A 13,081-nucleotide genomic window follows, 5' to 3' on the forward strand; every position below is an offset into this window, starting at 1 on the left:
GGGGCGGACCGCCGAACCCGGTCCGCCCCGACACCGCGCGCCGCCGTCCTCGGCGCGCGGCCAGAACCACCAGAAAGGTCGCCACATGCTCGTCGCACGCTTCTACGCCCCCGGTGACATCCGCCTCGAACAGGCCCCCGAACCGACCGCCGGTCCCGGCCAGCTCAAGATCGCCGTCGCCAACTGCTCCACCTGCGGCACGGACGTGAAGATCTCGCGCCACGGCCACCACCACATCGACCCGCCGCGCGTCATCGGCCACGAGATCAGCGGCCGGATCACCCAGGTCGGTGAGGGCGTCACCGGTTGGGCCGAGGACGACCGGGTCCAGGTCATCGCGGCCATCCCCTGCGGTGAGTGCCACGAGTGCTCCTCCGGGCGGATGCCCGTGTGCTCGCGGCAGCAGTCGATGGGCTACCACTACGACGGCGGCTTCGCCGAGTACATGATCATCCCCGAGGCCGTGCTGGCGGTCGACGGCGTCAACCGCGTCCCGGAGAACGTGAGCATGGCCGAGGCGTCCGTGGCCGAACCGCTCGCCTGCGTGCTCAACGGCCAGGAGATCGCGGGGGTCGGCGAGGGCGACACGGTCGTCGTCATGGGCGCCGGTCCGATCGGCTGCCTGCACGTCCGCCTGGCCCGGGCCAGGGGCGCCGCCCGGGTGTTCCTCGTGGACATCAACCGGGGGCGCCTCGACATGTCCGCCGACATCGTCCGGCCGGACGCCGCGATCTGCGGCGAGGAGACCGACGCCGTCGCCGAGGTGCTGCGGCTGACCGAGGAGCGGGGCGCCGACGTCGTCATCACCGCCGCCGCCTCCGGCCGAGCCCAGGAGGACGCCCTGCGCATGGCCGCGCGCGGCGGACGGATCAGCTTCTTCGGCGGGCTGCCCAAGGACAACCCGGTCATCCGGTTGGACTCCAACCTCGTGCACTACCGGGAGATCTCGATCTTCGGAGCGAACGGCTCCAGCCCCGACCACAACCGCCGCGCGCTGGAGCTGATCTCCACCGGGGCCGTGCCGGTCGCGGACCTGATCACCGAGCGGATGGACCTGTCCGACGTGCACAAGGCCATCGAGACGGTGGCGTCGGGCACCGCGGTCAAGGTGACCATCGAACCCTGAGGATGACGTGTGCCCCGATCCGTGCCACTGGTGTTCCGGAGCCTTTCACGATTGGCTGTGTACGCGGCATTCGCACACACCCGTCGGCCCGGAAGGAAGGGCCGGGGTGGGCCGAGACCGATCGACGACCCGATCCAGGAGCGATGATGCCGAAGACCGGCCACCCGTCCCCAGACACACCCACCCCGCGGGAGGCGGCCCGCACGGGGTCCGAGCCGGGGGAGGCCACCACTGTGGGGACCGCCGCGGGAGGGACCGCGCCCACGGGCGCCTCCCGCCTGACGGGCGTCCCCGCCAGCCCCGGCGCGGCCGTCGGTCCCGTGGCGCGTATGGCCGCCCGGCCGACCCTGCCGGACCGCGCCCCCGCCGTGGCGGACCCCGCCGCCGAGGCGGAGCGGGCGGGTGCCGCGCTGGAGAGCGTGGCCCGGTGGCTGGACGCCCGAGCCGCCGGACTGACCGGCGACGGGGCGGCCGTGCTCACCGCGCAGGCGCTCATGGCCCGCGACCCCGAACTCGCCCGCAGGATCGGGGAGCGCGCCCAGGCGGGTGAGGCCGCCGCCTGGGCGGTCCGCGCGGCCGTCGGCGCCTACCAGGAGCTGCTCCTGGCGGCCGGGGGCTACCTGGCCGAGCGCGCCGCCGACCTCGCCGACATCCGCGACCGCGCCGTCGCGCTCCTGCTCGACGAGCCGATGCCGGGCCTTCCCGACCCGGGGCACGGGCACGTCCTGGTCGCCGACGACCTCGCGCCCGCCGACACCGTCCAGCTCGACACCGACCGCGTCCTGGCGATCGTCACCCGGCAGGGCGGCCCCACCAGTCACACGGTGATCCTGGCCCGCGCGCTCGGCATCCCCGCCGTCGTGGGGTGCGGGGCGGCCGACACCCTCCGGGACGGGACCGCCGTGGCCGTGGACGGGGACGCGGGAACCGTCGAGATCGAGCCCGACGCGGGGTCCGTCGAGCGGATCCGCGGCCGGGACGAGCGCCGTCGCGCGCTGCTGGCCGCGTCCTCCGGGCCCGGCCGTACCCGCGACGGCTCCTCCGTGTCGCTCCTGCTCAACGTGGGCGAGGGCGACCCGGAGGACGCGGCCGCCCACGACAGCGAGGGCGTGGGCCTGCTGCGGACCGAGTTCCTGTTCCTGGACCGGTCCGAGCCGCCGACGGTCGACGAGCAGACCGCCGTGTACACGCGGCTGCTCAAGGCCTTCTCCGGCCGCACGGTCACCGTCCGCACCCTGGACGCCGGGTCCGACAAGCCGCTGCCGTTCGTGGAGACCGGACCCGAGGACAACCCCGCCCTGGGCGTGCGCGGGTACCGGACCGCGCGCGACCAGCCGGGACTGCTGGCCGACCAGCTGACGGCCGTCTCGGCCGCGGTGCGTGCGACCGGTACGCGTACGCGTGTCATGGCGCCCATGGTGTCCACCCCCGACGAGGCGGCGGAGTTCGCGGCGCTGGCCCGGGACGCGGGGCTGGAGGAGGTGGGCGTCATGATCGAGGTCCCCGGAGCCGCGCTGCTGGCCGACCGGATCCTGGCGCACGTCGACTTCGTGTCGATCGGCACCAACGACCTCGCCCAGTACACGATGGCCACCGACCGCACCCTCGGCTCCCTGCCCGACCTGCTCGACCCGTGGCAGCCCGCCCTGGTGTCCCTGGTGGCGGCGGTGGGCCGGTCGGGCGAGCGGCTGGAGCGCCCGGTCGGGGTGTGCGGCGAGGCCGCCGCCGACCCGCTGCTGGCGCTGGTCCTGGTGGGGGCGGGGGTGAGCAGCCTGTCGATGTCGGCGCCCGCGCTGCCCGCCGTGCGCCACGCGCTCGCCCACCACACGCGCGAGGAGTGCCGCCGCCTGGCCGACCTGGCCCTGGCCGCGTCGGGCGCCGGGCGCGCCCGGGAGGAGGTGCGGGCCGCCGCGAACCCGGAGGTCGACCTCTGGTGACCGCCACCCCCTGACCCGTCGCGTCCGCTCCCCTTGCCTCAGGTCCCGGGAGCGGGCGCGGCGGTTCCGCCCGGGGCGGGTGGGGGGCCGGGCCCGCTCACGCCCCCCGCGTGCCCCAGTCGCCTCCCACCGCGTCCGGGATCACCGCGAGCCGTTCCCGGACGGCGGCGAGCAGGTCCTCGGGATCGGTGGAGCCGGAGGCGCTCCAGGCGTCGTGGGCGACGCCGAACGCCGCGACGAAGACCGCGGTCACCAGGTCGGGGCGCGGGTCGGTCGCGCGGTCGACCCCGGCGCGCTCGGCGACGGCCCGCGCGATCCGCTCCTTGCGGCTCCGCGCGTGGCACATGATCGCGTCGGCCACCTCCGGGTCACCCCGAAGGAGGGTGGCGGCCCGGCTCAGGAAGTCGTGCGTCTGGCGGTCGATGCTGGACCAGTGGTCCTGGGTGGCGTTGCTCAGCGCGGTCAGCGGCGGCTCGTCGGCCGGGCGGTCGCGCAGTGCGGACAGCAGCAGGTCGTCGGTGCCCTCCACCGCGGCCAGGATGATCTCCACCTTGGTGGCGAAGTAACGGAAGAAGGTCCGCTGGGAGACGCCGACGCTGGCGGCGATCTGTTCTGTCGTGGTCCCGTGGTACCCCTGTTCGAGGAACAGGCGCAGTCCCGACTCGATCAGGCTCTCCCGTAGGCGGGCCTTCTTGCGCTCGCGCAGCCCCACGGCCCCGGGCCCGTCCGCGTCCGTCATGGTTCCTCCCATCGTCGGCACTCCTCCCCTCCCGCTTCATTCCGCGCCGTGAATATTACGTCAGTCACAGTCAAAAAGCACTTGCTGCAATATGTCAGCCGCTGACAGACTTTTGTTCGGCATCGAAGATATGGGGGAAACATGACACTCGGGGACGCTCCGCCCTCGTCCAGGGCGGGCCGACTACGGGAGAGTCCGTGGTCGACACTGGTCGCCATCGCCTTCGGCGTGATGATGGTGGCACTGGACGGAACGATCGTGGCGGTGGCCAACCCGGCGATCGGGGAGAGCCTGGGGGCCTCCCTCGCCGAACTCCAGTGGGTGACCCACGGCTACCTGCTCGGCCTGGCGGTCTTCCTCATCACCGCGGGCAAGCTCGGCGACCGGTTCGGGCACCGCCGCACCTACCTCGTGGGCGTGGTGGGCTTCGTGCTGTCCTCGGTGGCGATCGGGCTGTCCGTCGGGGTGGTCATGCTCATCGCCTTCCGCATGCTCCAGGGGATCTTCGGGGCGCTGCTCCTGCCCGCCGCCATGGGCCTGCTGCGCGCCACCTTCCCCCCGGACAAGCTCGGGCGGGCGTTCGGGGTCTTCGGCAGCCTCATCGGCGCCGCCACCGCGGGCGGTCCCATCGTCGGCGGGATCCTCGTGGGGACGCTCGGCTGGCAGGCGGTGTTCTTCATCAACCTCCCGGTCGGCGTGGTGTCCCTCGTCCTCGGACTGTGGCTGCTCCCACCCAACAAGGCGACCGACGCCGGGGCGCGCATGGACGTACCCGGCATCGTGCTGCTCAGCGTGGCGATGTTCGCGCTGGTCTGGGCGCTGGTCGAGGCGCCGACCGCGGGATGGGCCGCACCGGTCACCCTGGGGTCGCTCACCGTCGCGCTCGTCGTCGGGGTGGCCTTCGTACTGTGGGAGCGCCGACCGCAGGACCCGCTGGTCCCGCTCGGGCTGTTCGCCCACCCCTCGATCGCCATCGGCGCGGTGCTCACGGCGTTCATGGCGGTCAGCCTCATGGGCGGGCTGTTCTTCGTGACCTTCTACCTCCAGGGCGTGCGCGGCATGTCCCCGGCCCAGACCGGCCTCCAACTGCTGCCGATGACCGCCACCATGGGTTTGACCTCCCCGATCGCCGGTCGGGTCCTGGACCGGGTGGGCTCCCGCGCACCGACGACCGCCGGTCTGCTGATGTCGGCGCTCGGGATGTTCATGCTGTCCCGCCTGGACGGGGAGACCGGTGTCCCCTACATCTCCGTCGCGTTCGTCCTGGTCGGCATGGGGCTGAGCCTGGTCATGACCGGAGCCACGGCCGCGATCATCGGCAACGCGCCGCTGCGCTTCGCGGGGGTGGCCTCGGCCGTGCAGCAGGCGGCCATGCAGCTCGGCGGTTCGCTGGGGACGGCGGCGCTGGGCGCGGTCATGTCGATCACCATCATGACGACCCTGCCCGGCCACTTCGCGGGCGCGGGGCTGGCCGAACCGGCCGGGGACGAGCTGACGGACATGCAGAGCGCCGTCGCCCAGGGCGGGGCCGTCGTTCCGGAGGGGGCCTCCGCCGAGACCGTGCGGGCGGTCACCGAGGCCAGCAACCTGGCCTTCATGGACGGCCTGCACCTGGCGTTCGGGATCGCCGCCGCGCTGATGCTGGCGTCGGCCGTGCTGTCGCTGTTCATGCGCCCGGGCCACCCGACCGGCGAGGACGCCGAGGGCTCGTCCGCCGGAGGCGCGCCCGCCGTCCACGTGTAGGCGGACCCGCTCCGGGGCGGGGCGGTCCGGGTGCGCGACACGGGTCGGCACCCGGACCACCCCGCCGGCACACCGTCAGCCCCGGGCCTGGCGGGCGATCCGGTAGAGCACGTTCGGCCGCAGGGGACCCTCCGGCGCGGCGGGGTCGTCGAAGTCGTCGGCCGGGTCCCGGGTCATCCCGATCCGGCCCATGACCGCCCGCGAGCGGAGGTTGGCGGCCGTGGTCACGGCGAGGATCTCGGGGAGGGCGAGGGCGCCGAACCCGTGGGCCAGGCACGCCAGCGCGGCCTCGGTCGCGTAGCCCCGCCCCCAGGCCGGGCGGGCGAGCCGCCAGCCGATCTCCACCCCCGTGAACGGCATGTGGCCGTCCACCTCGTCCAGACCGGCGAAACCGACGAACTCGCCCGTGTCCCGCACCTCCAGCGCCCACCACCCCCAGCCGCGCCGGTCGAGGTCCGCCTGGAAACGGGCCACGGAGGCCGCGCTCTGCTCCCGGGTGAGCGGGTCACCCAGGTGCCTGCGGACTTCGGGGTCGGCGTTCATCGCCGCCCAGGGGGCGAGGTCGGACTCCCGCCACGGACGAAGGGTGAGGCGGTCGGTGCGCAGTCGGCTCATGCGGTCCAGCCAAGACGGATCCGACCCCGTGCGCAAGCGCTGTCCCCCTGGGAACGGCCTCAGCCGATCCGGGTCATGGACGACTCGTAGCCGCCGCCCCCCGGGTAGGTCCACGGACCGCTCACCGTGTCGCCGTCCGGGCTGAACACGCCCCGGTAGAACGCGGGCGACCCCTTCTCCCCGGCCCAGATGGTGAGCGTGTCGCCCTCCAGTTCGTAGACGTAGTCGAAGGTGTTGCCCTGGGCGTCGTAGAAGCGCGAGCGGATGTCCTCGCTCGACCGTTCGGCGCCGAACGGCCTCTCCCGGCCGATGACCTCCATTCCGGTGATCTCCTGCCCGTGCTGGACGAGCCTGACGTCCTGGATGAGGAAGTGCCGCCCCGGCATCCACCGGAAGGTGACGGTCCCCTCGGCGCCTCCGCCGACCTTCCAGGTGCCCACCAGACGGCCCAGGGCGCTCAGGGCGGGGTCAGGGGCCGCGGTCCTCGTGTACTCGGTCATGGCGGTCGCCTCTCCTGCGTTCCCGGAGGCGGCTCGGTGCCGCCGCCTCGCTGTGACCCGTATGACCGTCGCGCTCCGGAAGAGGAATCGGTCCCGGGCGAGGAACCTCCGGGCTACCGCTCGCGGGTCGACGACAGCCCGAAGGCGGGCAGGATCTCGGGGCCGAACGTGGTGGTCTCCGCGATGAGGCCGTCCTCGACCCGCAGCACGTCGACGTTGACCGCCCGGTACACCCGTTCTCCCGGAGCGCGCTCGTAGTTGGCGGCGGCCGGCTGGCGGTTGGCGTCCAGCGGCACCGTGATCCACTCCCCCCACGCCTGGTCGCCGGTGAGGACCGGACGCCACAGGTCGAGGATCGCCGCGCGCCCGTCGTGGACGAGCGAGGCCGGAGGCATGGTCTGGCGCGCGTCCTCACGCAGCAGGGCGGCCAATCCGTCCAGGTCGGCGTTCTGGGACGCTTCCACGTAGCGGCGCAGGACGGCGCGCTCCTCCTCGCCGGGCGTCGTGGCCGGACCCCACTCCGCCCGGCGCGGCGGCAGGACGTCCCGCAGGGTGGCCCGGGCCCGCTGGAGCGCGCTCTTGACGGAGGGAACGGTCATCTCCAGCGCACTCGCGGTCTGGTCGGCGGGCCAGCCCACGACGTCGCGCAGGATGAGCACGGCGCGCTGGCGCGGCGGCAGGTGCTGGAGGGTGGCGAGGAAGGCGAGTTCGACGGTCTCGCGCGCGACCGCCCGCGCCTCCGGTCCCTCCGCCTCCGGCGCGGCGCGGTCCAGGAGGTCGTCCGGGTAGGGCTGGAGCCAGGTGACCTCGGTGAACGGCGAGGCGCCGGGCGCCGTGGCGTTCGGATCCCGACGCGGGCGGCGCCGGTCCAGCGCGTCCAGGCACACGTTGGTCGCGATCCGGTACAGCCAGGCGCGGAACGTGGAGCGCCCCTCGAAGGTGGCGCGGTTGCGCCAGGCCCGCAGCAGGGCCTCCTGCACCATGTCCTCGGCCTCGGTGAAGGAGCCCGTCATGCGGTAGCAGTGCACGCGCAGCTCGTGGCGGTGGCGTTCGGCGTGCTCGGCGAAGGCGGCCTCGTCGTCGGTCGCGCTGGTGTCCGGCACGCTCGGCCGCCCTCTTGAGGGAGCCCTCCCGCGGAGGGCTCCCACGTGTTCGTCGTCGGATCAGGTGGTGTAGTCGGCGTTGATCCGGATGTAGCCCTCGGTCAGGTCGCAGCCGTACACGGTGAAGGCGCCGTCGGCGATCCCCAGGTCCGCGGAGACCACCACCTCGTCGCCCTTCATGTGTTCGGCGGCGCGGGCCAGGACCTCGTCGCCGGCCTCGGCCGGGAACGTCTCCACGTCGCCGAACAGGATCCGCACGCGGTCCGGCTCGACGTCGGTCTCGTCCTCGCACTTGCCGATCGCCATCGCCACCCGGCCCCAGTTCGGGTCCGCGCCGTGCACGGCCGTCTTCACCAGCGGCGAGTTCACGATCGCCTTGCCGATCCGCTTGGCCTGCGCGTCGTCGCGCGCACCGGTCACGCGCACCTCGACCAGTTTGCTGGCGCCCTCGCCGTCGGAGGCGATCATCCGCACCAGCCGCAGCGCCACCCCGTACAGCGCCTCCTCGAACTCCGCGGCGTCCACCGGCCCGGCGAGCCCGTTGGCGAAGATCGCCGCGGAGTCGCTGGTGGAGGTGTCCGTGTCGATGCTCAGAGCGTTGAACGTCCGGTCCACCACCCGGCGGAACACCGCGTCCAGCACCGGCTGGTCCAGTTCGGCGTCGGTGAAGAACCAGGCCAGCATGGTCGCCATGTTGGGCTCGATCATGCCGACGCCCTTGGCGATGCCGGTCACCGTGGCCGGCCCCACCCGGGCCGAGGCCGTCTTGGGGCGGGTGTCCGTGGTCATCATGGCCGCCGCCGCACGGTCCAGGTCGGCCGGGGGGAACTCGGCGGGCAGCGAGTCCAGGTGTGCCCGCACCTTGTCCATCGGGTACGGCTTGCCGATCACCCCGGTGGAGGCGATGAGGATCTCCTCGGGGCCCACCCCCGCCGCGCGCGCCACGCGCTCGCGGACCTCCCGGGCGTTGGCCTCACCCGTCATGGTGGCCACGTTGGCGTTGCGCGCGATGACCGTCACTCCGCGCGCCCGGCCGTCGGCCGCCGCCTGGCGGCTGATCACCACGCTCGACCCGGCGAACCGGGACCTGGTGAACACGGCCGACACGTGCGCGGGAACCTCGGACACCACGGCGAAGAAGTCGTCCTTGGGGTCCTTGATCCCGATGTTGCCCGCGACGCCGCGGAATCCGGCGGGTACGGGGGTCTGGCTGCTCATCGTCCTCCTCCGAGCTCGATGGGCGACACCTTACTTCCTGCCCTGACCAGCGGGCATTACGGGCGCGGCCGATGAGGGTTTCGTACCGCGCCTGACCAGCGCGGGTGTGACAACGGGCGGGTAACGGGGTATCCGCCGAGAGGGTGACCACCACGGGGGAGGAGTGTCGTGCGTGACGGTGACTGGCTCACGGAGACCGGGGGGCGGATCCGCGGAGTCCTGAAGGTGATGGTGGACGCCGGATGGCTGCCGGGCGGCGCAGCGGTCATCGGGACCGGCGGGATGTGGGAGTTCGTGGCGGTCGGGAGGGTGGACGGGGAGGCCGAGACCGCCCCGGACGTGTTCTACGACGCCGCGAGCCTGACCAAGGTCATGGCCACCTGGCCGCTCGTGGGCCAGGCCGTCGGTGAGGGGGTTCTCGACCTGGACGCCCCGATGTCCGAATACCTGCCCGTGGGCGACCTCCCGGGCGCTGGTGTGACCACCCGCGAGATCCTCACCCACACGAGCGGACTCAACCCGGTGACCTGGCTGGAGCGCTACGTCGGCACCGACCAGGACCTGGCCGAGGCGATCCTGGCCGATCCCCTGGAGGATCGCGGCCACCACCAGTACATCGACCGCGGCTTCATCCTGCTCGGCCTGCTCCTGGAGCGCCGCTACGGCGTCCGCCTGGACCGGCTGGCCGGCGACCTGTGGGACGAGTTGGGGATGCGCTCCACGACCTTCGGTCCGCTGGCGCGCTCGCCCTCAGTGGCGCCGACCGAACGCCGCCTGGTCGGCGCCGCCCCCGCGTGGGGGGTGGTCCACGACGAGTCGGCCGCGCTCATGGGCGGGGTGGCCGGGCACGCCGGGGTGTTCACCACCGCGATCGACCTGGGCGCCTTCGCCCGCGAACTGCTCCGGATCGGCGAGGGCTGCGGCGGACCGGTCCCCTCGTCGTTCGCACGGGAGAGCTGGCAGCCGCACGTGGACGCGGGGCACCGGCTCTGGCGTGGGCTGGGATGGCTGCTCACCCCGGAGGGGGTCGTTTACCACAACGGGTACACCGGGACCAGCCTGTTCATGCACCCCGCCAGTGGCCGCTACGTCGGTGTGCTCACCAACGCCGTGCACTTCGGCCGGGAGCGGACGGGTCTGGGGGAGCTGCGTTCGGCGGCGCGGGCCGCGCTCACGCCCCAGGCCCACGGATCGACGCCGTGAGGTCGGCGAGGAGGTCGCTCAGCCCGGCGGGGCCGGGAACGACCAGGTCCGCGGCGTCGGCCACGGCGGTGACCTCGTCGGAGGAGGAGCACACGGTCATTCCGGCGACGCCCCGGGCGCGCAGGTCGGCCACGGCGTCGAAGGCGGGCAGGTCGCCGAGGTCGTCGCCCGCGTAGAGGACCGTGCGCGCGCCCGACTCCACCACCAGCGCGGTCAGTGCCGCGCCCTTGTCCACACCCTGTGGACGGAGTTCGATCACCATCCGCCCGGGCTCCACACGCAGATCCGCCCGCTCGGCCAGTGCCTTCAGGGAGGGGGCCAACAGGGCGAGCACGCCGTCGGGGTCGGCGGTCCTGCGGGTGTGGACCGCCAGGGAGCGGCCCTTGTCCTCGACCCACGTGCCCTCCGGCGCGCCGGCGCGGTCGATGAGGCCGGGGAGCTCACGCCGCACCAGGTCCACCCCGGGCGGCGGGTCGGCCGCCAGGACGCGCCCGTCGGTCCAGCGCTCGGCCCCGTAGTGCCCGAGGACGACGATGCCGGGGACCCGGTCGAGTCCCCCCAGGCGCACGGCCGTGTCGGCGGGGCGGCCGGTGATCACGGCGACGGTGCCGATGAGCCCGGCCAGGTCGGCGAGGCGGTCCACGATGCCGGGGAGGGGAGCGGAGTCGCGCGGGTCGGCGACGATGGGGGCGAGCGTGCCGTCGAAGTCGAAGGCGGCCAGGGCTTCGCCCGGCTCGGCCAGCAGGGAGTCGAGCGCGGCGCGTCCGGCGTCCGTGCTCGGTCGGGGCAGGGACATACGCGGGCCTTTCGGGTCGCGGAGGTCGGGGCCGTCCGGGCGGTCAGGCTACCCTCCGCCCGTCACCGTCCTCGGCGGACGTCTCCGGCGCGGTCGCCTCCCACCGGGTGGAGAGGGGGCACCCGCGGCGGAGGGCGGGCCGGGGTGACCAGGGCACCCGGACGGGATCAGAGCCGTATGCCGAGTTGGCGTGCGTTGCGTTGGCGCCGTCTGTCGGCCCGCAGCCGACGCAGGCGTTTGACGGTCATGGGGTCGAAGGCGAGTGCCTCGGGTCGCTCCACCAGCCCGTTGAGTAGCTGGTAGTAACGGGTCGCCGAGAACCCGAACTCGTCACGGATCGCCTGTTCCTTGGAGCCCTCGAACTTCCACCACTGGCGTTCGAAGGCGAGGATGCGTTGTTCGCGTTCGGCGAGGGCCGACTGACCGTCCTCGGTCGGACCGATATTTCGCATGGGACACCCCCTGGACGGGAAATTGGATGGTCCGGATCGGCGCGACTCATGCTAGCGACTCGACATGCCGGATGCGGAGCGCGGACGTGAGGACTAGCACGGGGGATACAGTTGCGTTTCCTCACCGTCTGGCCACTTGTACACGCCGGAATCCTGTGCTCGTGACAGAATTGCGGTGGTCCGGGGGAGGGCCGTGAGACGCCGACCGCAACGTTCGAGGGAGCCCGTCGTGCTCGGGGGCAACAACCGTAACAGGACACGCACACGTCGCTTCGGAGCCGCGGGATGCGCGGTCGTCACCGTGATCGGTCTCACGGCCGCACCGGCGGCGGCCGACGGCATCCCGGACCTGCGTCCCGAGCAGTGGGGGCTGGTGTCGATCGGCGCCGAGGAGACCTGGGAGATCACCCAGGGCCAGGGCGTCACCGTCGGGCTGCCCGGTGTCCCCGTCCCGGAGGAACACCCCGACCTCGTGGACAACGTCCTCGTCGACACCGAGTTCGGCGCCAACGAGGGCGACCTCGACGAGGGCACCGCCCTGGCGGTCCTGGTCGCCAGCCACGGACACGGGCGCGACGCCGCGGGCGGCGTGCTCGGCGTGGCCCCGTCGGCCCGCCTGCTGGCCCTGCCCACCGACGACGCGCTCGCGGACGCGGTCCGCAGCGCGGCCGACGAGGGCGTCCAGGTCATCCTGCTGCCCGAGGCCGAGGGCGGCGGGACGACGGACGGGGCCGCCGGGACCGCCGGTGCGACCGGGACGGGCGCCGTCGGGGGAGCGGCCGTCACCGGCGGCACGGGTACGGCGGGCGGTACGGGGACCGCCGGCGGCGCCGGGGAGATCAGCGCGGTGGACGCCCCCGACGACGACCTGCGCGCCGCGACGCGGGAGGCGACCGCCTCCGGCGCCCTGGTCGTGGGCCCCGCCGGGGGCGACGACCCCAGCGTCCTCTCCGTCGCCGGGGTCGACGAGAACGGCGCCCTGATCCCCGGCAGCCCCGCACCGGACACCATCGAGCTCACCGCCCCCGGCGCCGAGTTGGACGTCGCGGCACCGGACGGAGGGGAGGCCCGGGTGACCGGGACCCCCTACGCCGCGGCCATGGCCGCGGGGGCCGCGGCGCTGCTGCGCTCGGAGTATCCGCTGCTGGGCGTCGACCAGATCCGCCAGGCGCTCGTGGAGGGTTCCCAGCAGGGCCCCGACGGGCTGCCCACGCTCCACCTGCCCACAGCCCACGCCCAGGCCACCGAGAGCGCCGGGGACGTTCCGCTCGACGACCTGGCCGACCAGGCCGACGGGGGGCCGCGCGTCCCGCTGTGGGCCTGGTTCGCCAGCGTCGGAGCGGTGCTGGTCCTGGGTGTCCTCCTGGCCGTGGTGTGGGTGCGGCGCTCGACCGCCGACCCCTACGGCGTGCGCGAGGAGCGCCGCGAGGAGGAGGAGGGGATCGCCGCCGAGCGCGGCAGGGAGGCCAGGGAGCAGGAACCGCCGTCGCGCCGCAAGGGCGGTCGGCGCCGCAAACCGCGTGGGAGGTAGCCGGCTGTACCGGCCCGGGAGCCGGGATCCCGGGCGTGCGGCCCCCGCACGATCGCGCGACCTCCGCACGATCGCCTTCGGTGTCGCGGTGAAAGCCGAGGGTGACCCCTCGTGCGCG

The 13,081-nt window shown here is 73.8% G+C and carries 12 protein-coding genes; 5 read left to right on the forward strand and 7 right to left on the reverse strand.

The annotated features are described in order from the left end of the window. Window positions 1–85: 85 nt before the first annotated feature. Window positions 86–1,126: a zinc-dependent dehydrogenase gene (locus ACTVAJ_RS23935; protein ID WP_470390484.1), complete on the forward strand. Its 1,041-nt coding sequence runs from the start codon at window positions 86–88 to the stop codon at window positions 1,124–1,126. A 143-nt stretch (window positions 1,127–1,269) separates the two neighbouring features. Beyond that, window positions 1,270–3,063 carry a phosphoenolpyruvate--protein phosphotransferase gene (gene ptsP, locus ACTVAJ_RS23940; protein ID WP_470390485.1) on the forward strand — a complete coding sequence of 598 codons (1,794 nt, stop codon included), beginning with the start codon at window positions 1,270–1,272 and terminating at the stop codon, window positions 3,061–3,063. A 97-nt stretch (window positions 3,064–3,160) separates the two neighbouring features. Here the strand turns inward: ptsP and ACTVAJ_RS23945 are convergent, their stop codons facing one another. Then, window positions 3,161–3,802: a TetR/AcrR family transcriptional regulator gene (locus ACTVAJ_RS23945; RefSeq protein ID WP_470390486.1), complete on the reverse strand. Its 642-nt coding sequence runs from the start codon at window positions 3,800–3,802 to the stop codon at window positions 3,161–3,163. Between the two features lie 141 nt (window positions 3,803–3,943). On the opposite strand from ACTVAJ_RS23945, the gene ACTVAJ_RS23950 reads away from it, so the two are divergent. Next, window positions 3,944–5,545 carry a DHA2 family efflux MFS transporter permease subunit gene (locus ACTVAJ_RS23950; protein ID WP_470390487.1) on the forward strand — a complete coding sequence of 534 codons (1,602 nt, stop codon included), beginning with the start codon at window positions 3,944–3,946 and terminating at the stop codon, window positions 5,543–5,545. A gap of 75 nt (window positions 5,546–5,620) precedes the next feature. Here the strand turns inward: ACTVAJ_RS23950 and ACTVAJ_RS23955 are convergent, their stop codons facing one another. The 4 genes from ACTVAJ_RS23955 to argJ form a co-directional block, all read right to left on the reverse strand. Then, a complete protein-coding gene (locus ACTVAJ_RS23955) occupies window positions 5,621–6,160 on the reverse strand; it encodes a GNAT family N-acetyltransferase (RefSeq protein WP_470390488.1) in 540 nt (179 codons plus the stop codon). 59 nt (window positions 6,161–6,219) lie between these two features. Then, the gene (locus tag ACTVAJ_RS23960; RefSeq protein WP_470390489.1) at window positions 6,220–6,660 is read right to left on the reverse strand and encodes a hypothetical protein; all 441 of its coding nucleotides are present in this window, start codon (window positions 6,658–6,660) and stop codon (window positions 6,220–6,222) included. 113 nt (window positions 6,661–6,773) lie between these two features. Further along, window positions 6,774–7,763, reverse strand: a complete 990-nt coding sequence (locus ACTVAJ_RS23965) for an RNA polymerase subunit sigma-70 (RefSeq protein ID WP_470390490.1) — start codon at window positions 7,761–7,763, stop codon at window positions 6,774–6,776. Window positions 7,764–7,823: 60 nt separating this feature from the next. Beyond that, the gene (gene argJ, locus ACTVAJ_RS23970) at window positions 7,824–8,981 is read right to left on the reverse strand and encodes a bifunctional glutamate N-acetyltransferase/amino-acid acetyltransferase ArgJ (RefSeq protein WP_470390491.1); all 1,158 of its coding nucleotides are present in this window, start codon (window positions 8,979–8,981) and stop codon (window positions 7,824–7,826) included. A gap of 168 nt (window positions 8,982–9,149) precedes the next feature. Here argJ and ACTVAJ_RS23975 point away from each other — a divergent pair, with 168 nt between their 5' ends. After that, the gene (locus ACTVAJ_RS23975; RefSeq protein ID WP_470390492.1) at window positions 9,150–10,184 is read left to right on the forward strand and encodes a serine hydrolase domain-containing protein; all 1,035 of its coding nucleotides are present in this window, start codon (window positions 9,150–9,152) and stop codon (window positions 10,182–10,184) included. Here ACTVAJ_RS23975 and otsB read toward each other — a convergent pair. Together otsB and ACTVAJ_RS23985 are read right to left on the reverse strand one after the other, a co-directional pair. Next, window positions 10,153–10,980, reverse strand: a complete 828-nt coding sequence (gene otsB / locus ACTVAJ_RS23980; protein WP_470390493.1) for a trehalose-phosphatase — start codon at window positions 10,978–10,980, stop codon at window positions 10,153–10,155. The two genes, ACTVAJ_RS23975 and otsB, sit on opposite strands and share 32 nt — an antisense overlap. Window positions 10,981–11,147: 167 nt before the next feature. After that, the gene (locus ACTVAJ_RS23985) at window positions 11,148–11,432 is read right to left on the reverse strand and encodes a DUF3263 domain-containing protein (RefSeq protein WP_470390494.1); all 285 of its coding nucleotides are present in this window, start codon (window positions 11,430–11,432) and stop codon (window positions 11,148–11,150) included. Between the two features lie 301 nt (window positions 11,433–11,733). Here ACTVAJ_RS23985 and ACTVAJ_RS23990 point away from each other — a divergent pair, with 301 nt between their 5' ends. Then, window positions 11,734–12,963 (forward strand): S8 family serine peptidase, encoded by a 1,230-nt coding sequence (locus tag ACTVAJ_RS23990; RefSeq protein ID WP_470390495.1) that lies wholly within the window; start codon window positions 11,734–11,736, stop codon window positions 12,961–12,963. Window positions 12,964–13,081: the final 118 nt, after the last annotated feature.

It is taken from the genome of Nocardiopsis sp. KDC1DS13DA1 (genome assembly GCF_055632325.1).

Coding starts and splice junctions, on each gene's coding strand:
- ACTVAJ_RS23960 (WP_470390489.1), bottom strand. CDS start 6,660: ATGACCGAGTACACGAGGACCGCGGCCCCTGACCCCGCCCTGAGCGCC.
- otsB (WP_470390493.1), bottom strand. CDS start 10,980: ATGTCCCTGCCCCGACCGAGCACGGACGCCGGACGCGCCGCGCTCGAC.
- ACTVAJ_RS23985 (WP_470390494.1), bottom strand. CDS start 11,432: ATGCGAAATATCGGTCCGACCGAGGACGGTCAGTCGGCCCTCGCCGAA.
- ACTVAJ_RS23935 (WP_470390484.1), top strand. CDS start 86: ATGCTCGTCGCACGCTTCTACGCCCCCGGTGACATCCGCCTCGAACAG.
- argJ (WP_470390491.1), bottom strand. CDS start 8,981: ATGAGCAGCCAGACCCCCGTACCCGCCGGATTCCGCGGCGTCGCGGGC.
- ACTVAJ_RS23955 (WP_470390488.1), bottom strand. CDS start 6,160: ATGAGCCGACTGCGCACCGACCGCCTCACCCTTCGTCCGTGGCGGGAG.
- ACTVAJ_RS23950 (WP_470390487.1), top strand. CDS start 3,944: ATGACACTCGGGGACGCTCCGCCCTCGTCCAGGGCGGGCCGACTACGG.
- ptsP (WP_470390485.1), top strand. CDS start 1,270: ATGATGCCGAAGACCGGCCACCCGTCCCCAGACACACCCACCCCGCGG.
- ACTVAJ_RS23945 (WP_470390486.1), bottom strand. CDS start 3,802: ATGACGGACGCGGACGGGCCCGGGGCCGTGGGGCTGCGCGAGCGCAAG.